Raw genomic sequence first — 23,343 nt, 5'->3', positions numbered from 1 at the left:
GTTTGTGGTGGATGCGCCGATCAAGGTCAGGGTGATGGAGGAGTGTTTGGTATTGACTGCTGAATAAACAACTTAAGAACAAAACCCCAGTAGATTGCATTTCCAGGGTTTTGAATCTGAACTGGGCGGGTGGCTTGAGATTTATAAAGCCACAGTGTCTGTTCATATTTCCAATTGCATTGTGGGATCATTATTTCAGCTCCACCCAAATCTGACGTAGCCTGAGCGAAGAGATCCTAATTTTTATTACTTCGGTTTTCCAACATATAGAATATCACTGCTAGTATGACCCCCAACAAAATTCCACCACCACCCCATAAGAATAGACTATAAGTTGATACAATTATTCCTTTTTGCCTCAGAGCAAATCCAATAAATCCTAACAAAAAGCACCAGAAGAAAAGTTTCTTAAATAGTGACTTACTCACTTGATCTGCTCCTTTGATTTGACCATGGATCTAACTTAATTCGTATATACTCATCAACCCACGGATAACCTTCTACCCACTGATGAGGAAGAGGATGATCAATCGTTCCCCGTTCATAAATAATTTCAAAGCGCCACTGGGTGCTTAATCTATCATAAAAGCTAGGATCACTGAGTTGATCCACTAGATACAGGGCTTGATCTCCACAGCCATAATAATTAGAGCAAAAAGGTAAGCTACTTTCAATGTTCTGCACCTGGCCATCGCCGGTATTGATGGTTTCCAGGCGCCCGGTATCCGGGTTGTAGGTGCGGTTGATCACCAGGCCGTTACCGTAGGTTTCCTGCTCCACCTGGCCCCAGGCATTAATATTATCGAACGTCTGCAGGGGGTTGTTGCCGGCGGCATCGCTACTGAGACTCTGCAGTTAGCCGCGCTGGTTGTAACGGTAAGGGACGCCCTCTGTCAACTATGGCCATATAGCACTACGCCACATGAAACGAAATGATCTTACTATGCACGGATTCCGATCAGGTTTCCGCGATTGGGCAGGAAAAGCTACTCCGCACCCACGCGATGTTTGCGAGCAGGCTCTAGCCTACCGCCTGGGGGGACTCAAGCTGCTTACCGGCGCGGCGACCTGTTCGAAAAGCGCGAGTCGCTGATGACCGATTGGGCCACCTATGCAACTTCTACTCTCGCGGATACAAATTTCCAGTGATATAATGCAAGGAGTACGAAGGGAGGGCTTATGTCTACCTATACCATTCCAACCGGCGCCAAAAAGCCGCCACCAAAAATTGAAATAATTGACGGGCGTCAAGTAAAAGTTGTGCACCCGAAAAGTGCCAGCGCAACTAGTAAGCGCCTCGTGGCCAAATATTCCCAAGCACTGGATATACTCAAAAACCGCTAAGGAAGTGCGTATATGGTCAATGTGGAAGACCTGAAGCACCTCACTGCAAGTGATGTGTAAAGCTACCATGACTACATCCTCGGCCACAGTCCTGGGCTGAAAGGTACCAAGCCGGGGATACATGTCGAATCGCTTATATGAGTACCGCCTCAAGAAACAGTCACCCTATGCTGCCAGCCGCTCCGTGCCATGGATCACGATCAGGGGCCACTGGCTTGAACGGGCCGGTTTTGTGGTGGATACGCCGATCAAGGTCAGGGTTATGGAGCGGTGTTTGGTGTTGACTGCTGAATAGGTGTCTTAATGACAAAGCCCCGGCAGATTGCTCTACTGGGACTTTGTTTGGGGTTAAGAAATTGTGAGCAAACGGCTTACGCTGTTGCCTTAGCATTTCTCAATCTGACATGTACTTTATCAGTTTTGTTTATTTTAAAAATGTCCTTGAAAACAGTTTTGCTGAATTCAAATGCCGAATCAACATCTTTATTAAAGTCCGCAAATAAAAACGTTAGATCCCCCTCACCAGTAGAAAAATCTTCTCTAATGTTAAGATTATATTTTTCACAGATATTTTTCACTCTAGAATAATAACTCTTACTCCAGTTCGCCTTAGGAAAAGCCAATTCAATTCCAAAATTATCTTTACTTTTTTTGTATTTGCTAAATTGGATAAACTTACCTGTTTTCGAGTGCTCTATTATTAAAAACCCCCCATTGAAACCTCTTGAAAGTAAATCAGAAATCGGTCTATGAAGCTGCTCTAACGCCCTCTTAGGCCCTTTCAATGCCTCCTTCAAAAACCAGACAATCGTTATCAAAAGCGCCACAACGAAGATCAAACTTATAGTAAAAATCATTAAAACCACCCCCCCAATTGTGCCGTTCACATTACCCAATGCATGACCAATCTCTCCTGCCCTTCCAACAGGTGTTGCCCCTGCTGCCCCTGCTGCAGATCCTTGAGAAAATCCGCTTGTAAATCGCCCTAAAGATGAATTGGCAAGACCTGGATTTGCTTCAGTTGATAAATACTGGCCTGTTTTTGGGTCATAAGGCTGTGGCTTACCTCCCGCCCCTTTTTTAACTGGAAATTCCCTTCCAAATATTTTTCCCCAAAATTGCTTTGTAAACAGTGCCCTGAGTACAGCAGGATTTAGGGGCGGACCAATACCATAGAGTACTTCAACTTCTTGCCCATCAATTATTTTTGTATTGCCATTCCCCTTTTGTGCATCAATAAAGACCTTTTAGCACTCTCTTACCAGCCTTTAGATTTGATATTTAGTATATCCTTCACTGTTACCATAACACTAATAAGAGCAAATAAGCAAAATACAAAAACCATACTTAACGCAACAAAACCTGATACTTTTGCCCCCTTCATCTCAATGACGCCATCAGCCTGATAGTCAATCACCATAAGCAAGGCAATAAGACAAGTCCAAAATGACAGAAATAGCATTTTGCGATGGGTTGAAAAGAATCCTTCTACCTCCGCCTTAGAGTCAATATTTGACTTGCTCCGCCTTCTCAATCTTCTTTGCTTCATTGAAAGTACTTTGACAACCCATCATCCCAAAAATATCTGGAAAGTAATAAATATATAAGATTCAATAATTTTCGAATCTTGGCCCCAAACAGCTTTTATGAATTTTTATTTCAGACTCAGGGAGTGAACTTAATTGTTTGTCCACAATGCAGCTTAGGTATTTATTTAAAGCAACGTTGGGATCAAATTCATTTTTTTCAAAAGAATACAATGACTTAACGGAATTTAAGCAAAATGTCTTATATTCTTCTGATTCACCACCGCACTCAACTTTATCTCTACCAAAACACAAACGAAACAGGTCAGAAACACAAAAATAATTCCCAGACGATATTAAATATTCAGAAAAAGCTTTTTCAAAATCAGCATCTCGGTACTCATTGTCAGAATTTCCAACCAAAGGTACCACCATGATTAGCAGGAAAACCAGAACTCTACAGTTAAGTATAAGTTGAATCTTCGAAGTATGATATTTTAATCGCATAAGCCTATCAGTCCTCACCAGAATCCGTATTAATTCTTTCAACTGTTGGATATAATCCCAAATTTATAACTGCATCCAACACTGGGCCACTCCCGAGAATCGGTATTGTTGTTGATATTTCCTGAAAATATGGTGTTATCTCTGCCAATCTAGGATCTAGGTTTGAATCACCCACAACCTTGACCTCTTGATATCCATATCTTCTGAATCGAGCTCGTTCAATTTATATTTTCCATTTTTGTATTTTTGTTCTGGTTTCAAGCAATGAAACTCTTGCTTCAAGATGCGCTATCCGTTCTTCCGTGGACAAACCTATAAACTCTTTCTTAGAAATGCCGACTAAATTTTCAAACTCCTTTTGCGCGCTATTCTTTTGTGCATCTGACTACTTCAGGTATTATTCTTTAGATATTACAGAAGTCCCTTCACAAGAATTCTTGCTCACTCTATCACCGACGTTAATCGAATCCCAAAGGTCAGGTGCAATATATTCATAATCAACCCCGTTGACCTTAATTGTTCTTGCTCCATGGTTATCTGATCTATATTTTTTCGATACTACACCATCAAACTTCCAGTGAAGCCTTTCTAACTCAAACTCTCTTTGGGTAGAAGTAAAGATAGATAACACAATAAATAGTAAAACAAATGTAGTGCAAATAAAGTTTATTTTTGTTCTTATGAAAAACATAGTTAAAACAAATATATTGCCCACGATTAGTGCACTATAAATTATACTCTTTCGAATCAAAATTTCAGATGGGAAAGAAATTACGCAAGTAGGAGTATATATACTAGATAACGAAGCTCCTGACGTTGTCAAGACAACAAATAAGCTAATTAAAATCGTATATTTTTCCCATTTTGTTAAATTCATATTTGAAACAACCCTAATCCGACGATGTTAAAGGTGTATAAACGGTTTCTTCAAATGCTATACCTGGTAGACCGAGGCTAGGCCCAAAAGAAACACCCCACCAACCACCGCCGCCAGGAGACCAATAAACAGAACCAGAGAATGCACCTGCACTTAGATTGAATGAATTAAAAGCACCTTCCCAAGCTCCTTCACCAAACCCTAGGACTAGCTCGACTGAAAGACCAACATCTAAACCAACACCATTACCCTCATATGTATATTGCTTCTTGATCACTCCATTTTCATCAAAAAATGCTTGATCATTGTAATGCCCAGTGACATTACCGTAACCAGAAGTAAATGGATTTATTGTAGAAGAACTAAGATGAAATCCATGCGTAAAATTCGATAGGAAACCCCCCACCGTCGTTCTTTTGTGCAAAGCCCCCGCAGAGCAATCTGCGGGGGCTTTAATACTTTTAACTAGCGGAGGCCAGAAAGAAATCTATCAACTGCGATTGTGAATTGCATTGCCTTGAAGAAAACTTACCTAATGAAAAACTTTTCCTTACCAGTTAATGAATAGCGAGCTAAGTATAAAGCCAACAAAATAAAAATCACACCATTCAGTTTATTTAAAAATGTATCGAATATCGGAGTCAACAAAAAAACACCCGCAATTAAAAAAACCAAACCTAATAGCGCAGCCAAGATTCGATAAATTAGTTTTCTATTCATTTAAACAGTCCGCCGCACAATAACCTAAAGCTCCAGCCTGAAAACCAGCCGCTCCAGCAACAGCCGCCGCAGCATTAAATCGCGAGAAAAATTTTACGACACCTAATTGTCTTCGGCCAGTCTCGAAAGTTTCCTTCTCATAAGACCAAGCATTACGATTAGCCTGCTTCTGAGCATGATCTTGCAACAGCTCAGCAGCCTCATTTGTTAATAAACCCTGCAGACTTACCGGGCTGAATCGTTCAGCCCAATCATATGTTTCTCCATAATTAACTTGCAAGCAGGTAGCCATGCATTGCTTAAAATTGCTTTGTGTATCCTTTTGTGCATACATTTTTAAGAAATTTTTTACAACCTTTTTATTGCATTCCAAAACATAGATACAGAAAATATGAACAACCCAATATTGAAACCATACATATATACCACCCATAAAATGGCATTGTCAGATATTGGCTTCTTATACCCTAAATCTATGGATTCAACTTCAGGGAGGTAAAACCTTAAGATAACAGAGGCGAACAACAAAACAGAGCCGAGCAAGCCAAAGATAGAAAAATAACTTCTAGATGTACGCACCCAATAGATACCTCCAGCTAAAATTATTAACGTCGTTAAAAAGTGTGAAATAAAGCTAATTTTTTCCAATAAATACCACATAAGTCCCTCTATTGATTTCCCTGATTTGCCCTTAACTCTGTAACAAAATCAGAAGGCCCTATCCCAAAATACCTCTCTAACAAACCTGGTGAAGGATCCACTGTAAATGACTCTATCCTATCTGCATGAGTAGACAGTTCTCCGCTTGGTGTAACCGTTGTTTTCAAAACTGCACCATACACATTTTTGCTATTACTCGGTGCATAAAAAGAACAGCTTCCTTCACTATTTGAACAGCTATACAGAGCTATTTTGCGCCCATCATCCGTATACCCTTTCCCCGGCCATTTAGGGTGATCGGAAGGAGCTGTTGCCCCTCCTGTTCCATTTGCTTTGCAGGTGACAACCCCTGCTCCACATTGCTGAGGAGGTTTACTCTGGCTCTTTTGTGCATTAATTTATTAAAATCAAGCCTACCAAATACTTGTCAGACGCACCAATTAAAAACAAATCTCCATTTACATTGGTAATCGCTTTAACACAGCTTTCTTGCCTATCAATATATTCATCTAAAACAGGGTGCGAGTATCCACTACTCTCATATGAAATATCACTACTAATTTCCTTACATACACTTTCCCGTGACATTTCAATATTATAAATGAAGTACTTATACCCTGAGTTACCTAGATCTGACCAATCCTCATTCCGTTCAACCAATCTTGCTCCATTGGGCATGCTTACCCCAAACACTGACTCAAAGAAGTACTCTCCAGAGTTATACCAAAACCAAGCAATAGATAGAAATATAACAATACAAAGTGTGGCAAGCAATATAATAAGTTTCTTTAGTTTCATTACTTAGCCACTCCATATCGCACTCTAAATGATTTAGCTCCTTGACTTTCACCAGCATACTTCACTGCTCTCGTTTGAAATTCTGCTTTATATGATCGAGTACCTATTGGCTTAGGGTCAAAGTTATAAGTATCGTAAAAACCTATTGCATGGTCGCTTGAAGTATCATATATCAAAGTCGCAGTACCCAAAGCTTGGTCATAATCCGAATTCCCATAAAAGCTGAACTGCTTTACCGTATAGTGTTGGTCAATCTCCCATATATCTATACTATGAATTGAAGTGGGAGATAAAGTCTCTGCATATGAAACGATCAAATCGAATTCTTCGTTTGATAAAGTGTAATCGCCTTTACCTTCCCAGTAATTAGAAAATAACTTTTTCTCAAAATCTGAATCAAGCCTACCTCTTATAATATTTCCAATTACTCCAAGATCTTTCTTTTGTGCAACAAGTCAATTCCAATAAAATTCAAAACCATATTCTAACGAACCGTGGCTTTTGATTTTTATAACATGGTAACCATCAAACACATCTCCAGGCACCATATATCCAATCATATTAAATTCTTTTTGTTCACCACCGAAAAAAAAAGTTAAATCAACACCATACATTTTATGCTCTAATAAGTATATCAAAACGGAATCATCTTCTTTAATTTGGCCACTCCAAATTGGTATACCTAGTTGAGATATCTTTACTCCTTCAACCATTGCCCCAGTTTTATTTTCAACAACTATCAAACTGAGAGAACTAGCAAGCCAAATTACGCCTACCAAAAGCAAGAATATCAAGGAAAAAATATACTTCTTCATAAGGAGGCTACCACTCTTTAGGAGGACTATTCATCAAAGTATCATTCCATTTTATAAGGTTTATTAGCTTCTCTCCCTTGAGCCCAGGATTATCAATTGCTAACTGAGCTCCTGCCTTATTATTATGTATATCCATTATTGTATCTGGTACTGGATAATTATCCACTGTCAAGTTATTAAATTCGTGTTCGTGCAGCATGCGTAACGCAGGCTCAGGCCCAACACTTTCAGTTAATTTATAAGCAAAATAGGCGTGCCTAAACGCATCAGCTTGGTTACCTGTAAACGAGAGAAGCCCACGCCATGTTTCCAGTGTTTGATTCCGTGCCTCCCGCCCATACCAATACCAGGCGAAACATTCTTTAACCCCACCACATGAACCATGGCTTCCTTCAGGGAAGTTTTCCCTTATAAATTTTTCTCGCTTCGTCTCTTGTGCATCTTTTTCCCCAACAACAACAACAACACACTCTAGCCCATCAATACCGCATCCATCCACCAACCAAGTATGTATGCCACTATACGACTGTATATACTTCAAATACTCTCTAAACTCAGCTTTATGAGCAAGTGCATCTTTACGATTAGGATTGGGCCGCTCTCCAACTACCTGCACTTCCTCAACAGGCCTCTCCTCCTCCCTCTTTCTCCTTTCCTCTTCCCTTCTTCTCTCCTCCTCATCATCGTCATCAAAGCCATACTCTGCCGTATACCCGGTGGGATCCACCAGGCTCATGGGGTTGTTCAGAACATAACTATACCGGTTCCAGCTCTGGCTGTAAGTGGGCGCCTGCACGATGGGGTCGGGACTCAGGAACCGGCCCAGGGTCGGGTCGTAAATACGCCCGTTCATATGGATCAGGCCGGTTCTGTCCAGGTGCTCGTGGCCGGTGTAGCCGCGCTTGCTGGTCACGTGTTGCACCGCGAGTAGCTCCAGTTGCGCCTGCGCCTGCGCCTGCGCCTGCGCCTGCGCAACAGTAAAATTTGTCAGGATCCCTACATTAAAGTCCAGGAGGCCTACTATGAGTACCGTCTCAAGAAACAGCCACTCTATGCTGCCAGCCGTTCCGTGCCATGGGTCACAATCAGGGGCCACTGGCTTGAACGGGCCGGCTTTGTGGTGGATACGCCGATTAAGGTCAGGGTGATAGAGCGGTGTTAGGTGTTGACTGCTGAATAGGTGTCTTAAAGACAAAACCCCGGCAGAGTCACCTCCCGGGGTTATCTTTATTACACTTTAAACTTTTCTATAAGTTCAATCACTTTATCGCGAAGTTGCTTTTCATCTAGTTCATATTCTTCACGATCAACATCTGGATTAAATAGATCGGCTAAACAAAAAATACTAGAAAGACACTCGCTCAAGTTATCTTCATCCTCTTGAAGCAGATTGCAATCACGCTCAAACCTCCATAACTCCATATATGCATTTGCAAACTCATCAGCTGTTAATCTTTCTTTTGAGAACGACTTAGCCAATGCTAAAATTGTGGTACTCATCGCAGCAAACCATTATTCATAAAATTCTCAAATTGCTTAGTTCCTGGTGAGAGCTTGAAGCCTGTAACAAAGCTCCCCGATCTATCTAGAACAACAGCATTATTTGTCCTTGAATTAAAGAACACCCTTGAGCCTTTCAGCAGTCCGTAAGTTCCCGCCTGTATAGTTGCAGCATCTCTAAGGTGAGCTGTAATTGCTTCTTGAAATTCAGCTAACGTCTTGGGGTTCTTTTTCGTTGTATTAATTCCGAAATCTACAGCATGCTTAAACTTTTTAGCTAATTGTTTCTGGCTAAAAGTCACTGCTATTTTTCTAGCAGCATTTTTGGCTCCAGCACCCGCATACAAACCTTTATATGCATAGTAGCAACCAGCATAATATGGGGAGCAGGCATTATCGCTAAAAACACCATAATCTTCCTTTTGAGATGTAGTCTTTTGTACATCTTTTTCCCCATAAACCACGACACATTCTAGCCCATCAATTCCGCATCCATCCACCAACCAGGTATGTATGCCACTATACGACTGTATATACTTCAAATACTCTCTAAACTCAGCTTTATGAGCAAGTGCATCTTTACGATTAGGGTCGGGCCGCTCTCCAACTACCTGCACTTCCTCAACAGGCCTCTCTTCCTCCCTTTTTCTCCTTTCCTCTTCCCTTCTTCTCTCCTCTTCATCGTCGTCATCGAAGCCATACTCTGCCGTATACCCGGTGGGATCCACCAAGCTCATGGGGCTGTTCAGAACATAACTATACCGGTTCCAGCTCTGGCTGTAAGTGGGCGCCTGCACGATGGGGTCGGGGCTCAGGAACCGGCCCAGGGTCGGGTCGTAAATACGCCCGTTCATATGGATCAGGCCGGTTCTGTCCAGGTGCTCGTGGCCGGTGTAGCCGCGCTTGCTGGTCACGTGTTGCACCGCGAGTAGCTCCAGCGTCTGTTGAAGCCCCAGATTCCCGCTCCAGTCTTCCTGGCGCCGGCTGCCATCGGGGTTAAAGGCGGTACTCAAAATCTCCAGGCCATCCGCATCGGTGATTTTCTCTACAGAGCCCAGGTGATCCCGGTGCAGGTACTGATACTCAGCGGTGACGGTGCCCGAGGGATCCTGGATACTTAAATGCTGGACGGAACCACTCAGGTTGGTGCGCTGAACCCGGCTCACCATTCCGTCGTGAGTGGGCCAAATTACTTCAAAGTTACCGATAATATAAGCCTTTTCGGTTTTGAGTTGGCCGCCTTCCATCCAGTGGGATTCCCGGTAAAAACGCTGCCCATCGGGGCCGTATTTGAAGCGGTCCCTGGCGGTCGGGGTGCTGTCGTTCTGGCTGCTGCCCAGCACAATTTCCGTGGGCAACTGCCGCGCGTTCCAACGGATCCATTTGTCGTCGCCTGTGGCGGCATCGTAGCGCTCTATGGCGCCGTTGGCATCGTAGTGCAGGCTGTGGGCCACGCCGTCGATGGTTACACGGCTTACCGCATTGGGGCCGGCGTTGCCGGTCTGGCCGTACTGGTAGCCGGTCACCTGGGTATCGGCACTATTGCTGGAGGTCTTGGAGAGAATATTGCCCAATTCGTCGTAGCGGGTGCTGAGCACCCGGTTGCCACCGGCCACGGTGGTGGCGCTGTGCAGGCGGTTCAGGCCGTCGTAGGCAAAGTTTTCCCGCTTTTGCAGGGTTTGCGAGGCACTGTAGGTCAGGCGGCTCTCCAGGGTGCCGTTGGAGCGCCAGCGGTAGGCATTGTTCTGCACCTGGCCACCGCCGGTATTGATGGTTTCCAGGCGCCCGGTATCCGGGTTGTAGGTGCGGTTGGTCACCAGGCCGTTACCGTAGGTTTCCTGTTCCACCTGGCCCCAGGCATTCATGTTATCGAACGTCTGCAGGGGATTGTTGCCGGCGGCGTCGCTGCTGAGGCTCTGCAGGTAGCCGCGCTGGTTGTAACGGTAATGGCCCTCCACCCCATTGGGGTAAATGATTTTATTGGTGCGGCCCTGGCTATCGTAGCCATAGCGATACCGGTAGCTGGGGGCCTGTCCATTGACATTCAACTGGGTCCAGATGTTACCCAGCTTGCTGTCTGTGCGATAGGTGTACTCTTCAAGGAATACCTGGGTGCCGCTGTCGGTATAGCTGCGGTTCTTGAGGGCACCAATGGCGTTGGTGGCATCATATTCCCACCGCGCCAGGCCCTGGGCATCCTGTTGTTGCAGCAGGCGGCCCAGCTGGTCGTAGCGGTAGGTGATACTCTGGCCCTTGTTGTCGGTCTGCCGGTCCATTTCACCAAAGGCGTTGTAGCCGCTGGTGACCGTGCCCAGGTTGGGGTCGGTGAGGCTGGTGCGGAAACCGGCCTGGTCCATCACAAAACTGGAGGCGATTGTGCCGCTGTCACCGGTGACGGTCACGGTTTTCGGCAGGCCGCTGCCATAGTAGGTGTAGTCGGTGGCCACCGCCAGGCCGGTGGCGTCGTCCACGGTTTTGGCCAGGTCGCCGTTGAGGTCGTAGTAGCTCTCCTTCACCTGGGTGCTGGTGCCCCCTCGCCCACCACGGATTCGGTCACACGGACTTTTACCTGCTTGCCACTGCTGCCGGTACTGGTGGCATAGTGGATGGCCACGGTGCCGCCGCCGGCCTTGTCGATTGTTTTGAGGCGGTGGCGCAGGTCGTATTCGTAACTGGTGATGGGCTTAATGCCATCAATCGCTGTCGTATCCTGGGCAAAGAAGGGCGCCGTTTCCAGGGCCAGGCGGCCCTGTGTGTCGTACTTGAACTCGCGGCGGGAGACGTAATTGCCGGAGAACGCCTGGCTGTCCTGCTGCACCAGGCGGCCCAACTGGTCGTAGTAGTACTCTGCCGTCGGGGTGATCGGCGATGCGGTCTGTACCCGGTACGGCACCTCGATGTCGCCAACGGTGGGGCAACTACCGTGGCAGAAATTGTACTGGCTGGTAAAGGCCACGCCGTCGGCATTGGTGCGGCGCACTGTGCGTCCGAAAGGATCGTACTCGATGCGGGTGGAGCGGTTGTTGGCATCGGTAATCCGGCCGGTGCTGCCAAAGCGGTGGTCGTACGCCATGGTGATGGTGTGGCCAAGACTGTTGCTGAGGCTGGTGGGGTAGCGCCGGTCGGCAAAGGCACCGTTCACTACGGTACTGCGGGTCTGGGTACCGGTGCCATTGAGGGTGGCATCCACCTTGCCGATGGCCGTTTCGCTTTTGATATTGCCGTGGGCGTCATAGGCATAGGTGACCGCCAGCTGGTATTTGGCATCACCGGGGTACCGGGTCAGTGTCTGCACCCGGTTGGTATTGCCGTAGGGGGTCATGGTGCTGCTGGCCACCTGGTCCGGTGTGCCGGTCAGCGCGCCGGCATAGTGGCGCTGCTCCTGGGCACTGGGGAAGCCGATCAGCCAGTGGCCGTTGACGCGGTTTTCCAGCAGGGTGGTGCTTTCCACACTGCGCCGGGGATTGCCGTAGACACTCACGGGGATAACATCTCCCCACACACTCTGGCTTTCGCTGATCTGGGTGGACTGCACGGTGCGGCTGGTGCGCACACTGCCACTGGGCAATTCACCGGCACTGCCATAGTTGCTGGTTTGGGGGTGGTATCGGTAATCGCATAACCCAGGGTCTCCCCGCCCTCCAGCAGGGTATCCAGGCTCTGGACCACATAGGGGTAATAGGTGGTATTGCCCCCGGATGACAGTGCCAGGGCGCTGTGGCTGGTACGCCGGCGCGTCAGCAGCTCGCCGAAGTTATAGCTGTTTTTATACTGCAGCTGCCGTGCCACTTTACCAAAGTGGGGGAAGTCCTGGCGGAACTGGCGGTAGGTGACGATATCGGCTTCGGTATCGTAAATCCGCTGGGCGCTATAGCCGAGGAAGCCCCAGTGTTTGTCACTGGTGAGGCCCACTCCCTGGTAGGCGTACTCGGTACTGTGCCAACCGTTTAATCTACTTGAAGCACCTCAATATGGGCTAATTCTTCTTCTGATAAAGTAAGCCCATACCTCTCCACTATCACCATAAACCGCTGAACCTAGATGGCCTGTACTGGCTCATACAGAACCAGAGGCATTGATACCAATGAGAACAGCTTACTCAAGCTGCTTTACGCCGGTATACTGAAAGCCTCCGAGCGCTGGACGCACCCGATCCAGAACTGGAACTTGACGCTGTCACAGCTGACGATCCACTTCCCGGATCGCCTGGAGAAATATATCAGCCTATGAGGCTACTTGGCTGACACAGAATTTTGAACACCCTCCACCCTCCACCCTCCAGCAAGCTAACTTGCTGGGGCTTTTGAGATGCACTTTATGGGTACCCATGATTCTCTGGAGTAGTTAAAATGAAGCTAAGCAGTTTTTCTAATAGTCAAAGGTAAATGTATATGACTCCGACTTCTCCGCTCACTTTTTTTGTAGACGTTGACGATACATTTGTACGAAGCTATGGGAGTAAACGCATCCCAATACCTGCAACTATTGAGCATCTTAAAAAATTGAATGCCCAAGGCGCTGTATTATATTGCTGGAGTTCTGGCGGTGCTGAGTACGCCCGTAATAGCGCAGCTGAATTTGATATAGAAAATATATTCTCAGGATTCCTCCCTAAGCCACAAGTTATAATCGATGACCTGCACATCAATGAGTGGCGAAACTTAATTCAAATCCACCCTAACTCATGTGCTTCAAAAGACATAAATGATTATAAAGAAGAATTAAAAAAATAAAGTAGCCAACACTAACCAGCTACTAAAACAGCTCCTTTCAACTGAGGATTGAAACCATCTGGCCATAAGGTTTCACCATCATAGAATGCACCTTCCAATTCAGCCTCCCCCATTCCGAGACATAACATCTTAGCCCCATTCAAATGAGCCCCCTTAAAATTTGCTCCAGTTACATTAGCGCCAGTCATATCAGACTTAGACAAATCCGCATCACCAAAATCCGTATACATTGCTCTAGCATCTACAAATACTGTTCGTACCAATTTTGAACCGAAAAAATCTGATGTCATAATCGACACACCACTAAAATTAGCAGTGTGTGCGTTAACATTTCGAAGCGAAGTGCCCCTCAATTCAGAACCTCTAAAATCTGCTGACTCCAAATCAAACTCATCAAAAATCGCTCGATGAAAATCATAGCCTGAAAGCACCATTTCTTTTAGGCTATTCCCTTCAATATTCAGGGTTTTCCCCGTTTCAAAATTAATTGTAACCAAAACAAACTCTCTAGTTAAAATGGCTGCACATAATGATAAGCCGGGCCAGCGCCTGCGCAACAGTAAAATTTGTCAGGAGCGCTACATTAAAGTCCAGGAGGCCTACTATGAGTACCGCCTCAAGAAACAGTCACCCTATGCTGCCAGCCGCTCCGTGCCATGGATCACAATCAGGGGCCACTGGCTTGAACGGGCCGGTTTTGTGGTGGATACGCCGATCAAGGTCAGGGTCATGGAGCGGTGTTTGGTGTTGACTGCTGAATAGGTGTCTCAAGGACAAAGCCCCGGCAGATTGCTCTACCGGAGCTTTGGTGGTTTTGCTTACTAAGCTATAAGGCTTAATGCCTACAACCTAGCACTTCATCTCACGACAAGCCAAAAGAAAAATATTGCTTTTGTTCCTTTCTCTTATTGTTCCTGTGAATTCCGCATTTCGTGAAGCCATTACCGAAATAATCTTTTTTTTCCTGTTATAGAGCAATAAAGTAATATTCCACCAAGGGCTAACCCGGTAAAACCGCCTAGCATCCCTAACCCCTCTCCAAACGGAGAAAAAACTATCATCCCATAAAGAACAAAAAGTACCCCTAAAACGCCGGAGAGTATCCGAAATAACATTTTATTCATTCAGAAATTCCCCCACACATTCAACAGAACAATACCCAACAGCCCCAACCTGAAAACCAAATGCACCAGCACCGGCAACGGCCATGGCTGCATTGAACCTCCCAAAAAACTTTAAAAGACCTAATTGGCGCTTACCGGTTTCGAACGCTTCCTTACTATGCGACCATGCGTTTCGATTAGCTTCTTTAGACAGTCTATCTGAAAGAATTTCGGTTGCTTCATTTGTAAGCACGCCCTGTACACTTAATGGGCTAACCCTATTGGCCCACACAATAGTTTCACCATAGTTTTGGTTTAAACAAGTATTACGGCACTGCATGAATCCGTTTGTACCATCATCCTTTTGTGCAACAGCATGACACCGACACAATATCGTAGCTACAACCCGATTTTCCCCAATGCGATCAGCAACTTAAAGAGCATTTTTTCCGACGACTACCGACACTACCAGCTTTTTTGCCCCGACGCGACTTTTCGGCTTACAGGCCATTGTGTCACAGCTTTACCCCCTGGGGCGCGGCGGTGGGTGGTGGGCAGAACACCCGAGTGTATTCCGCGCAGACCTGGCAAACCCCCTACGCAGCCAGCCCCCTTGGGGGCGCGCCGACAGGCGCGGGGGACAAACACCCTGCGACCAGCCCGGCCTGACCGCCTTTAGCCGCCTGACATTGGCACAAACTACGTACAAAGCCCATTCGCTCCAGCCGGCACAGGGCTTGCCCGTGCCGGCTGGCAGGTGTTGTTCGGGCTGGGAGGCGCGCTTGCGCGCCGGGGGAGGCATGGCTGGGAGAGCGGCCGCTAAGGGAAGATGGCGGCTGGCGCCCTGCTTGCGCTTTTACTGCAAGCAGAGTGACAGACGCGAGCTTGCCTTTGCAGCCACCTTTACGAGACCGAGAGCGAACACCCGCCGGCCAACCTGCTGGTGGACCTGGCGCAGGCCCTCAAGGTCAGCACGGACGAGCTACTCGATGTAAAGCCGGTGAAGAAGATCAAGCAGCCGGATTCCAGATTGCTGCGACGGATGCAGCAGATTGAGAAGCTGGACGCCGCCACCAAGCGGCAGGTGATTCAGGTGATCGATACGTTTATCGAGAATGCCAAGCTGAAGAAGCAGGCTTGATAGGCCATAACGACAAAGCCCCGGCAGATTACTCTGCCGAGGCTTTGATAATTTTAATTCTCAGAAAAGAAGACTATCGATTGCGATTGCGATTGCGAGACTCATGTTAGGGCCACTAGCAAAAAGAAAGCGGCTAAAGCCGAAGCCTTGCCGCTTGCATTCAGGTCGTTGAGAAGGACCTTCTGAAGGCATTCACTACGCTTTAGTATCCGGTTGACTAATTTTCCATTCGGCAAACGTTGCTCTCAAAAAAGAAACAACATTAACTAGCGATGCCAAGTTACCTAAAGAAACAGAGAAATCAACAAGCAAGTCATCTGCAATAAAAAACTGCTTTGGGCAGCTAACATGCCTCAACTCTGTTGTGCTAGAACCCGAGCAGATCGCAACAAAAAAATCATCCATACTCTCAGGAAGCTCTCCCTCTGGAGGCTTTGAGAAAACATAAAATTTTCCTCGATATCCTTTTTTCTCATATACGAAGTAATAACCGCTTCTTTCGTCAAAGGAAACTTCCCTAGAATCATAACCGTTAGTCGCATACCAAAGGTTTGAGTATTTTCTAGGCACGTCAAACCTTTCTTTTTCATCCTGACTTACGTGATACACGGCGCCAATAATTTTCTGATCAAGAGAGTTGTTCTTTCGCGTGTATGCACCTACGTGCGACTTAACTTCATCACCCGAAAATTCAAAAATAAAACTATCTACATTTTGATCAAGCCCAACTATCGACTTCACCCAAGACCACGGAGATAGATCAGGAATATTTTTTTGAGGAACAGAAAATTTATGAGCGCCTATATTATAAACCACTTCGGAACCAAAGCTTTTTTGCGGTATCGCACCGCAGGCCAGCATGAAAAAGCAAACTAGGATATTCAGTGTTTTCATTGCGTATCACACCCCTTACACCAAAGCCCATCCCAGGCACCAACCTCCCATAACTGCCCAGTAAGTGGTGTACCGCCAAACGTAGCCTTGGGCAATCCTAGATCAGTAAAAACCTGATGGTGATACACCGTGATTTGCGTTGGATTTAGCAATCCCGGAAAACCTAGGTTATCAGCCTCGACCGCCAACGCGTGGGCATTCATTAGTCTTAATTGCACGTCACGAGTATCGACATCCACGCCATTAATAAACGCTGTGCCATGCAACCCAAAATTAGCAGAAGCCATAAGGCAGGCATCAAAGGAGGTACATTGGTTTTGCACCACCATCAAAGCTCTTCCCGCGTAAGCATCCCCGGCAGCATCCCGTGCCTTGTAGTACCCTTCAACATTACCCGATAACCGAAGTTCTCTTTGCGCTTCCGTTTCTCTTAGACTCCCCTTTTGTGCATCTTCTTCCCCATAAACAACGATACATTCAAGCCCCTCTATACTACCACACCCATCTACTAGCCAAGTATGTATACCATTATGCATTCTATTGTAAAGATAAAGCTGTCTAAATAGAGTCTTCCAATAATGTGCATCTTCAGGGCTTAGGTTGGGCCGTTCTCCGACAACGGTAACATCTTCAGGAGGCCTCTCCTCCTCCCTTTTTCTCCTTTCCTCTTCCCTTCTTCTCTCCTCTTCATCGTCGTCATCGAAGCCATACTCTGCCATATACCCTGTGGGATCCACCAGGCTCATGGGGCTGTTCAGAACATAACTATACCGGTTCCAGCTCTGGCTGTAAGTGGGCGCCTGCACGATGGGGTCCGGGCTCAGGAACCGGCCCAGGGTCGGGTCGTAAATCCGCCCATTCATATGGATCAGGCCGGTTCTGTCCAGGTGCTCGTGGCCGGTGTAACCCCGCCGGGTGGTAAACCCCTGTAAAGAGAGGAGTTCACCCAGCTGCTGCTGGTTCAGATCCCCGCTCCAGTCTTCCTGGCGCCGGCTGCCATCGGGGTTAAAGGCGGTACTCAAAATCTCCAGGCCATCCGCATCGGTGATTTTCTCTACAGAGCCCAGGTGATCCCGGTGCAGGTACTGATACTCAGCGGTGACGGTGCCCGAGGGATCCTGGATACTTAAATGCTGGACGGAACCACTCAGGTTGGTGCGCTGAACCCGGCTCACCATTCCGTCGTGAGTGGGCCAAATTACTTCAAAGTTACCGATAATATAAGCCTTTTCGGTTTTGAGTTGGCCGCCTTCCATCCAGTGGGATTCCCGGTAAAAACGCTGCCCATCGGGGCCGTATTTGAAGCGGTCCCTGGCGGTCGGGGTGCTGTCGTTCTGGCTGCTGCCCAGCACAATTTCCGTGGGCAACTGCCGCGCGTTCCAACGGATCCATTTGTCGTCGCCTGTGGCGGCATCGTAGCGCTCTATGGCGCCGTTGGCATCGTAGTGCAGGCTGTGGGCCACGCCGTCGATGGTTACACGGCTTACCGCATTGGGGCCGGCGTTGCCGGTCTGGCCGTACTGGTAGCCGGTCACCTGGGTATCGGCACTATTGCTGGAGGTCTTGGAGAGAATATTGCCCAATTCGTCGTAGCGGGTGCTGAGCACCCGGTTGCCACCGGCCACGGTGGTGGCGCTGTGCAGGCGGTTCAGGCCGTCGTAGGCAAAGTTTTCCCGCTTTTGCAGGGTTTGCGAGGCACTGTAGGTCAGGCGGCTCTCCAGGGTGCCGTTGGAGCGCCAGCGGTAGGCATTGTTCTGCACCTGGCCACCGCCGGTATTGATGGTTTCCAGGCGCCCGGTATCCGGGTTGTAGGTGCGGTTGGTCACCAGGCCGTTACCGTAGGTTTCCTGTTCCACCTGGCCCCAGGCATTCATGTTATCGAACGTCTGCAGGGGATTGTTGCCGGCGGCGTCGCTGCTGAGGCTCTGCAGGTAGCCGCGCTGGTTGTAACGGTAATGGCCCTCCACCCCATTGGGGTAAATGATTTTATTGGTGCGGCCCTGGCTATCGTAGCCATAGCGATACCGGTAGCTGGGGGCCTGTCCATTGACATTCAACTGGGTCCAGATGTTACCCAGCTTGCTGTCTGTGCGATAGGTGTACTCTTCAAGGAATACCTGGGTGCCGCTGTCGGTATAGCTGCGGTTCTTGAGGGCACCAATGGCGTTGGTGGCATCATATTCCCACCGCGCCAGGCCCTGGGCATCCTGTTGTTGCAGCAGGCGGCCCAGCTGGTCGTAGCGGTAGGTGATACTCTGGCCCTTGTTGTCGGTCTGCCGGTCCATTTCACCAAAGGCGTTGTAGCCGCTGGTGACCGTGCCCAGGTTGGGGTCGGTGAGGCTGGTGCGGAAACCGGCCTGGTCCATCACAAAACTGGAGGCGATTGTGCCGCTGTCACCGGTGACGGTCACGGTTTTCGGCAGGCCGCTGCCATAGTAGGTGTAGTCGGTGGCCACCGCCAGGCCGGTGGCGTCGTCCACGGTTTTGGCCAGGTCGCCGTTGAGGTCGTAGTAGCTCTCCTTCACCTGGGTGCTGGTGCCCCCTCGCCCACCACGGATTCGGTCACACGGACTTTTACCTGCTTGCCACTGCTGCCGGTACTGGTGGCATAGTGGATGGCCACGGTGCCGCCGCCGGCCTTGTCGATTGTTTTGAGGCGGTGGCGCAGGTCGTATTCGTAACTGGTGATGGGCTTAATGCCATCAATCGCTGTCGTATCCTGGGCAAAGAAGGGCGCCGTTTCCAGGGCCAGGCGGCCCTGTGTGTCGTACTTGAACTCGCGGCGGGAGACGTAATTGCCGGAGAACGCCTGGCTGTCCTGCTGCACCAGGCGGCCCAACTGGTCGTAGTAGTACTCTGCCGTCGGGGTGATCGGCGATGCGGTCTGTACCCGGTACGGCACCTCGATGTCGCCAACGGTGGGGCAACTACCGTGGCAGAAATTGTACTGGCTGGTAAAGGCCACGCCGTCGGCATTGGTGCGGCGCACTGTGCGTCCGAAAGGATCGTACTCGATGCGGGTGGAGCGGTTGTTGGCATCGGTAATCCGGCCGGTGCTGCCAAAGCGGTGGTCGTACGCCATGGTGATGGTGTGGCCAAGACTGTTGCTGAGGCTGGTGGGGTAGCGCCGGTCGGCAAAGGCACCGTTCACTACGGTACTGCGGGTCTGGGTACCGGTGCCATTGAGGGTGGCATCCACCTTGCCGATGGCCGTTTCGCTTTTGATATTGCCGTGGGCGTCATAGGCATAGGTGACCGCCAGCTGGTATTTGGCATCACCGGGGTACCGGGTCAGTGTCTGCACCCGGTTGGTATTGCCGTAGGGGGTCATGGTGCTGCTGGCCACCTGGTCCGGTGTGCCGGTCAGCGCGCCGGCATAGTGGCGCTGCTCCTGGGCACTGGGGAAGCCGATCAGCCAGTGGCCGTTGACGCGGTTTTCCAGCAGGGTGGTGCTTTCCACACTGCGCCGGGGATTGCCGTAGACACTCACGGGGATAACATCTCCCCACACACTCTGGCTTTCGCTGATCTGGGTGGACTGCACGGTGCGGCTGGTGCGCACACTGCCACTGGGCAATTCACCGGCACTGCCATAGTTGCTGGTTTGGGGGTGGTATCGGTAATCGCATAACCCAGGGTCTCCCCGCCCTCCAGCAGGGTATCCAGGCTCTGGACCACATAGGGGTAATAGGTGGTATTGCCCCCGGATGACAGTGCCAGGGCGCTGTGGCTGGTACGCCGGCGCGTCAGCAGCTCGCCGAAGTTATAGCTGTTTTTATACTGCAGCTGCCGTGCCACTTTGCCAAAGTGGGGGAAGTCCTGGCGGAACTGGCGGTAGGTGACGATATCGGCTTCGGTATCGTAAATCCGCTGGGCGCTATAGCCGAGGAAGCCCCAGTGTTTGTCACTGGTGAGGCCCACCCCTGGTAGGCGTACTCGGTACTGTGCCAGCCGTTGCGGTAACCGTTGGAGCGGAGCATCTTCGTCACCACGGTGCGGTAGTCGCCGTCCACCGCCTCTACCGGGCTGGCATCGGGAATGGCACCGACGGAGCCAAACAGGGTTGTGCCCTCATCAAAGCGGCCCACAGCCTGCTCGCCGGGTTTGTCGGAGATCCGCTCCAACTCAAACCTGATCTGCGCCCCCAGGCCGTCGGTCACGGTTTCGATACCCGTGGCAAAATCCTCCGGGTGGGCGGAATCGATCAGCTCCCAGTCGAACACCAGCGGGCTCAGGCACTGGCGGCCGCCGCCAGTGGCGTTATAGGCGCACAGCTGTATCTGTTTGAGGCGGCGGTAATGCACCTGAACCGTGTCCTCGGGCGCCTCTTCGGAAGCTGGCCGGAATTCCTGCACCAGCACACCGTCCTCGAGCGCGAACTCATACCCCGGGTCAAAGTTCGCGGGTTCCTCCTCGGAAATCAGCTTGTACTCCCGCTGCAGCTTTCCATCGAGATGTACGCGGATATGGTGCAGCAGCACCAGCTGTTCCTGCTGGATATCCTGCACGGGAACCGGCGGCGCATCGGAGCGGGTGCCGTACTGGAATTCGATTTTTGCATCGCCCTGGTTGCCGTAGGTGATCTCCAGGGGATAGTTGATGCCCTCCACCAGGTCGCGGTGGTATTTGTAGGCCATGGTATTGCCGAAGGCATCGGTGACCTTATTCAGGCTCCAGCCGAAATGAGGCGAGTCCTCGTCTCTCAGGCGGCTGTCGGCGGTTGCGCCGTACTCTTTGGTCGAGCCGTTCGGGGTTTTTACCTTAAACCAGATTTTATTGGCAGTGTTTTTCTGTAATTCGATCAGGTAAAAACTGTCGCGCAGGGTGCGATACTTGGCCCCCGCCTGCCAGTGGGTGCCGGCAACCAATACCAGGGGTTCGCCATCCAGGCACAGGGAATCGATGGTAGCCAGGCGTACCCGGTCGTACTTTGGCCGGTTGACCACACAGCGACGGATACTGCTCAAGCCGCCCACACGCCAGCCGTGGCCGAGAATATCCTCCGGCAGGGCCTCATTCATACGCCTGTTGAAGCGGGCACTGGTGTAGCGCAGGGACAGGTTCGGCTGCAGCCCGTTGACGCCGGGCGCCGCCTGCACAGGTACTGTGATCTCGGCACTGCCGGAAGCGCTGACATCCGCATTGTACGCCAGGGTTCCAGGGGTGTTTGGGGCCTCGGTGGTTACTGCCGGAGGCTCATCGGTATGCTCCAGACTGTGCACCTTGACCCAGGGGCTCAATACGGATTTGCAAGCAAAACCATTACAGGCATCCAGCTTGTAACGGTAACTGCCGGGAGCACTGGCCCCAGCAAAATAGCTGGTGCCCGATGTAGTGACTACTGTCCAGCAATTGCCATCGGACTCCACAGCACAGCCACTCTCATTTTGTCCCAGGCGCATCCGCTTCAGCCGGTAACTGCTGGCGCCGACATCTACCCAGGTGATGGTGTGGTCCAGGTTGTAAACGTGATTGGGCAGGTTGTCGGAAAACCTGGGCGTGGGGGGCGTGGGCGGATTGAGCTGTTTGGTCGGCGACCAGGGGCCACAGCCGGAGCTGTTACAGGCCCTGGCTCTGAATTTATAGACAACGGCAAGGATATCCCGGCCGGTATTCGCCTTGCTGATGGTAACCAATGTGGTTTTTCCAAGATCGGACCCATCGAGGCTGCCCACAAAAGGCACATAGCCATAGCCGCTGCCATCCACACTCCACTGCAGCTGGTAATGGGTAATAGGGTCGGAGGCATCGGGGTTACCCACAGCACTCCATTTTAATGGGAAACTGGGGCCGGGCAGTGTACTGCCACCGGGCTCCTGCCAGCCACTTACCCGCGCAGGGTAGTGTTTTACAGAAAGCGTCGAGGAGGTACGCCAGCCGCTGTACTGATAATAACTTCCGATGTTTGCATAGGCGCGCACCCGGTATCGATATTGGCCACTGGGCATAACGCCGGTGGTCGTGGGCAGCGCTCTTGTACGGGTGCTCTTACTGACCCTGGGGCAGCTGCTGGTGGATTGCCAGGTACCGTTGACTTCCTGGCACCACTGGTAGCCAGTCACCAAAGGCCCTTCAGTGGCTGCGCCCCAGGTAATGGTAAATTTGCCGTTTGTATCGGTGCTGCCGTTTTCAACCGTGTTGGCTTGATAGCCAATACTGGCAGGCGTATTCGGCTTCAGTACCACAGTGATGGCATGTTCATCAATTTTCTCTTGACGGGGGGTGCAAATAGAAGGATCCGGAGGGCCGTCAATAGGTCCGCCGGGGCGGGGGCCGGGGCCGAGGGGATCCTCAATCACTATCGGCCTGCACCAAGTACGCCAAAGTTCGTAGCGGTAGTTTCCGGTAGCAGAAACGGTTATTGCCTTAGTGCCCCCCCGCCAATCGCTTTGATTGATGGCAATTTGGCGCGTGTACTCTCCGTTTTTAAATTCATGGAGAAGGACCCACTGAGTGTGAAGCGCGCTGATGAGGCCATGGGTAAGAGAAAAGGTACCTGTGTTATTTTTAGTGGGGCCGGTTAAAGATGACGCCACACCGGCCTTGGCCTGAAACCCCAAAAACAGCACCAGGCAAAACACCCAAAGAGTACGCAAAGGCATTATTATTTTTCCAAAACAAACTTATCCGGCCATCCTAAACGAGTTCCATCAAAAAAATCAATTACACGCCAATACAACTGTTGGGTGGCTCTCTACGGATAACTTACGATACCTGCATACCCA

29 protein-coding genes and 1 pseudogene are annotated in these 23,343 nt (G+C 49.6%); 8 read left to right on the top strand and 22 right to left on the bottom strand.

Annotated features, from left to right (window positions below; translation table 11 throughout):
• Positions 1 to 4: 4 nt before the first annotated feature.
• Positions 5 to 67, top strand: a complete 63-nt coding sequence (locus M8T91_RS18855; RefSeq protein ID WP_367317756.1) for a SymE family type I addiction module toxin — start codon at positions 5 to 7, stop codon at positions 65 to 67.
• 353 nt (positions 68 to 420) lie between these two features.
• On the opposite strand, the gene M8T91_RS04045 is transcribed toward M8T91_RS18855, so the two are convergent.
• Positions 421 to 780, bottom strand: a complete 360-nt coding sequence (locus M8T91_RS04045; protein WP_301417058.1) for a hypothetical protein — start codon at positions 778 to 780, stop codon at positions 421 to 423.
• A 399-nt stretch (positions 781 to 1,179) separates the two neighbouring features.
• On the opposite strand from M8T91_RS04045, the gene M8T91_RS04040 reads away from it, so the two are divergent.
• Positions 1,180 to 1,344, top strand: a complete 165-nt coding sequence (locus M8T91_RS04040; protein WP_301417056.1) for a hypothetical protein — start codon at positions 1,180 to 1,182, stop codon at positions 1,342 to 1,344.
• 121 nt (positions 1,345 to 1,465) lie between these two features.
• Complete coding sequence (locus M8T91_RS04035) at positions 1,466 to 1,639, top strand: SymE family type I addiction module toxin (RefSeq protein ID WP_301417054.1); 174 nt, start codon at positions 1,466 to 1,468, stop codon at positions 1,637 to 1,639.
• A 76-nt stretch (positions 1,640 to 1,715) separates the two neighbouring features.
• Here the strand turns inward: M8T91_RS04035 and M8T91_RS04030 are convergent, their stop codons facing one another.
• The 9 genes from M8T91_RS04030 to M8T91_RS03990 all read right to left on the bottom strand — a co-directional run bounded on the left by M8T91_RS04030 (position 1,716) and on the right by M8T91_RS03990 (position 8,160).
• Complete coding sequence (locus tag M8T91_RS04030; RefSeq protein WP_301417052.1) at positions 1,716 to 2,240, bottom strand: hypothetical protein; 525 nt, start codon at positions 2,238 to 2,240, stop codon at positions 1,716 to 1,718.
• Between the two features lie 362 nt (positions 2,241 to 2,602).
• Complete coding sequence (locus tag M8T91_RS04025; RefSeq protein ID WP_301417049.1) at positions 2,603 to 2,893, bottom strand: hypothetical protein; 291 nt, start codon at positions 2,891 to 2,893, stop codon at positions 2,603 to 2,605.
• A 61-nt stretch (positions 2,894 to 2,954) separates the two neighbouring features.
• Positions 2,955 to 3,305, bottom strand: coding sequence for a hypothetical protein (locus tag M8T91_RS04020; protein ID WP_301417047.1), 351 nt, complete (start codon positions 3,303 to 3,305; stop codon positions 2,955 to 2,957).
• A gap of 469 nt (positions 3,306 to 3,774) precedes the next feature.
• Positions 3,775 to 4,254, bottom strand: coding sequence for a hypothetical protein (locus M8T91_RS04015; protein ID WP_301417045.1), 480 nt, complete (start codon positions 4,252 to 4,254; stop codon positions 3,775 to 3,777).
• Positions 4,255 to 4,267: 13 nt separating this feature from the next.
• On the bottom strand, positions 4,268 to 4,678 hold the full coding sequence (locus tag M8T91_RS04010) for a hypothetical protein (RefSeq protein WP_301417043.1): 411 nt from the start codon (positions 4,676 to 4,678) through the stop codon (positions 4,268 to 4,270).
• 288 nt (positions 4,679 to 4,966) lie between these two features.
• Positions 4,967 to 5,407 (bottom strand): hypothetical protein, encoded by a 441-nt coding sequence (locus M8T91_RS04005; protein ID WP_301417041.1) that lies wholly within the window; start codon positions 5,405 to 5,407, stop codon positions 4,967 to 4,969.
• A 620-nt stretch (positions 5,408 to 6,027) separates the two neighbouring features.
• Positions 6,028 to 6,432, bottom strand: a complete 405-nt coding sequence (locus M8T91_RS04000) for a hypothetical protein (protein ID WP_301417039.1) — start codon at positions 6,430 to 6,432, stop codon at positions 6,028 to 6,030.
• A 455-nt stretch (positions 6,433 to 6,887) separates the two neighbouring features.
• The gene (locus M8T91_RS03995) at positions 6,888 to 7,247 is read right to left on the bottom strand and encodes a hypothetical protein (RefSeq protein WP_301417037.1); all 360 of its coding nucleotides are present in this window, start codon (positions 7,245 to 7,247) and stop codon (positions 6,888 to 6,890) included.
• 7 nt (positions 7,248 to 7,254) lie between these two features.
• Positions 7,255 to 8,160, bottom strand: coding sequence for an RHS repeat domain-containing protein (locus tag M8T91_RS03990; protein ID WP_301417035.1), 906 nt, complete (start codon positions 8,158 to 8,160; stop codon positions 7,255 to 7,257).
• A gap of 24 nt (positions 8,161 to 8,184) precedes the next feature.
• On the opposite strand from M8T91_RS03990, the gene M8T91_RS03985 reads away from it, so the two are divergent.
• The gene (locus tag M8T91_RS03985) at positions 8,185 to 8,409 is read left to right on the top strand and encodes a SymE family type I addiction module toxin (RefSeq protein ID WP_301417033.1); all 225 of its coding nucleotides are present in this window, start codon (positions 8,185 to 8,187) and stop codon (positions 8,407 to 8,409) included.
• A 68-nt stretch (positions 8,410 to 8,477) separates the two neighbouring features.
• Here M8T91_RS03985 and M8T91_RS03980 read toward each other — a convergent pair whose 3' ends face one another.
• From M8T91_RS03980 to M8T91_RS03965, 4 genes are read right to left on the bottom strand one after another with little or no spacing between them, the layout of a single operon-like run.
• Positions 8,478 to 8,747, bottom strand: a complete 270-nt coding sequence (locus tag M8T91_RS03980; protein ID WP_301417031.1) for a colicin immunity domain-containing protein — start codon at positions 8,745 to 8,747, stop codon at positions 8,478 to 8,480.
• The gene (locus M8T91_RS03975; RefSeq protein WP_301417029.1) at positions 8,744 to 11,263 is read right to left on the bottom strand and encodes an RHS repeat-associated core domain-containing protein; all 2,520 of its coding nucleotides are present in this window, start codon (positions 11,261 to 11,263) and stop codon (positions 8,744 to 8,746) included. Before M8T91_RS03975 ends, M8T91_RS03980 begins: the two co-directional genes overlap by 4 nt.
• Positions 11,260 to 12,228, bottom strand: a complete 969-nt coding sequence (locus M8T91_RS03970; protein ID WP_301417007.1) for a hypothetical protein — start codon at positions 12,226 to 12,228, stop codon at positions 11,260 to 11,262. Before M8T91_RS03970 ends, M8T91_RS03975 begins: the two co-directional genes overlap by 4 nt.
• Entirely contained in the window at positions 12,225 to 12,659 is a 435-nt protein-coding gene (locus M8T91_RS03965; protein ID WP_301417026.1) for a hypothetical protein, read from the bottom strand. Before M8T91_RS03965 ends, M8T91_RS03970 begins: the two co-directional genes overlap by 4 nt.
• Positions 12,660 to 12,818: 159 nt before the next feature.
• On the opposite strand from M8T91_RS03965, the pseudogene M8T91_RS03960 reads away from it, so the two are divergent.
• Together M8T91_RS03960 and M8T91_RS03955 are read left to right on the top strand one after the other, a co-directional pair.
• A pseudogene (locus M8T91_RS03960) lies at positions 12,819 to 12,977 on the top strand (IS256 family transposase); the annotation flags it as partial.
• A 161-nt stretch (positions 12,978 to 13,138) separates the two neighbouring features.
• On the top strand, positions 13,139 to 13,480 hold the full coding sequence (locus M8T91_RS03955; RefSeq protein WP_301417024.1) for a hypothetical protein: 342 nt from the start codon (positions 13,139 to 13,141) through the stop codon (positions 13,478 to 13,480).
• An 11-nt stretch (positions 13,481 to 13,491) separates the two neighbouring features.
• Here M8T91_RS03955 and M8T91_RS03950 read toward each other — a convergent pair whose 3' ends face one another.
• Entirely contained in the window at positions 13,492 to 13,977 is a 486-nt protein-coding gene (locus M8T91_RS03950) for a pentapeptide repeat-containing protein (RefSeq protein ID WP_301417022.1), read from the bottom strand.
• 19 nt (positions 13,978 to 13,996) lie between these two features.
• Here M8T91_RS03950 and M8T91_RS03945 point away from each other — a divergent pair, with 19 nt between their 5' ends.
• The gene (locus tag M8T91_RS03945; protein ID WP_301417019.1) at positions 13,997 to 14,242 is read left to right on the top strand and encodes a SymE family type I addiction module toxin; all 246 of its coding nucleotides are present in this window, start codon (positions 13,997 to 13,999) and stop codon (positions 14,240 to 14,242) included.
• A 179-nt stretch (positions 14,243 to 14,421) separates the two neighbouring features.
• On the opposite strand, the gene M8T91_RS03940 is transcribed toward M8T91_RS03945, so the two are convergent.
• Positions 14,422 to 14,604: a hypothetical protein gene (locus M8T91_RS03940; RefSeq protein WP_301417017.1), complete on the bottom strand. Its 183-nt coding sequence runs from the start codon at positions 14,602 to 14,604 to the stop codon at positions 14,422 to 14,424.
• Complete coding sequence (locus M8T91_RS03935) at positions 14,597 to 14,836, bottom strand: hypothetical protein (protein ID WP_301417015.1); 240 nt, start codon at positions 14,834 to 14,836, stop codon at positions 14,597 to 14,599. Before M8T91_RS03935 ends, M8T91_RS03940 begins: the two co-directional genes overlap by 8 nt.
• 690 nt (positions 14,837 to 15,526) lie before the next feature.
• On the opposite strand from M8T91_RS03935, the gene M8T91_RS03930 reads away from it, so the two are divergent.
• Positions 15,527 to 15,724 carry a hypothetical protein gene (locus M8T91_RS03930; RefSeq protein ID WP_301417013.1) on the top strand — a complete coding sequence of 66 codons (198 nt, stop codon included), beginning with the start codon at positions 15,527 to 15,529 and terminating at the stop codon, positions 15,722 to 15,724.
• Positions 15,725 to 15,919: 195 nt separating this feature from the next.
• Here M8T91_RS03930 and M8T91_RS03925 read toward each other — a convergent pair whose 3' ends face one another.
• The 5 genes from M8T91_RS03925 to M8T91_RS03905 are packed head-to-tail and all read right to left on the bottom strand — an operon-like array spanning position 15,920 to position 22,917.
• A complete protein-coding gene (locus M8T91_RS03925; protein WP_301417011.1) occupies positions 15,920 to 16,618 on the bottom strand; it encodes a hypothetical protein in 699 nt (232 codons plus the stop codon).
• Complete coding sequence (locus M8T91_RS03920) at positions 16,615 to 19,143, bottom strand: RHS repeat domain-containing protein (RefSeq protein WP_301417009.1); 2,529 nt, start codon at positions 19,141 to 19,143, stop codon at positions 16,615 to 16,617. The genes M8T91_RS03925 and M8T91_RS03920 overlap by 4 nt, the downstream gene beginning before the upstream one ends.
• Positions 19,140 to 20,108 (bottom strand): hypothetical protein, encoded by a 969-nt coding sequence (locus M8T91_RS03915; RefSeq protein WP_301417007.1) that lies wholly within the window; start codon positions 20,106 to 20,108, stop codon positions 19,140 to 19,142. Before M8T91_RS03915 ends, M8T91_RS03920 begins: the two co-directional genes overlap by 4 nt.
• Positions 20,105 to 20,416, bottom strand: coding sequence for a hypothetical protein (locus tag M8T91_RS03910; protein ID WP_301417005.1), 312 nt, complete (start codon positions 20,414 to 20,416; stop codon positions 20,105 to 20,107). Before M8T91_RS03910 ends, M8T91_RS03915 begins: the two co-directional genes overlap by 4 nt.
• Entirely contained in the window at positions 20,365 to 22,917 is a 2,553-nt protein-coding gene (locus tag M8T91_RS03905) for a SpvB/TcaC N-terminal domain-containing protein (protein ID WP_301417003.1), read from the bottom strand. The genes M8T91_RS03910 and M8T91_RS03905 overlap by 52 nt, the downstream gene beginning before the upstream one ends.
• Positions 22,918 to 23,343 lie beyond the last annotated feature (426 nt).

The sequence above is a fragment of the Microbulbifer sp. MI-G genome, assembly GCF_030440425.1.
Taxonomy (GTDB): domain Bacteria; phylum Pseudomonadota; class Gammaproteobacteria; order Pseudomonadales; family Cellvibrionaceae; genus Microbulbifer; species Microbulbifer spongiae.
The sequence above is the reverse complement of the archived record's forward strand: the minus strand, read 5'-3'. Positions and strand labels throughout refer to the sequence as shown.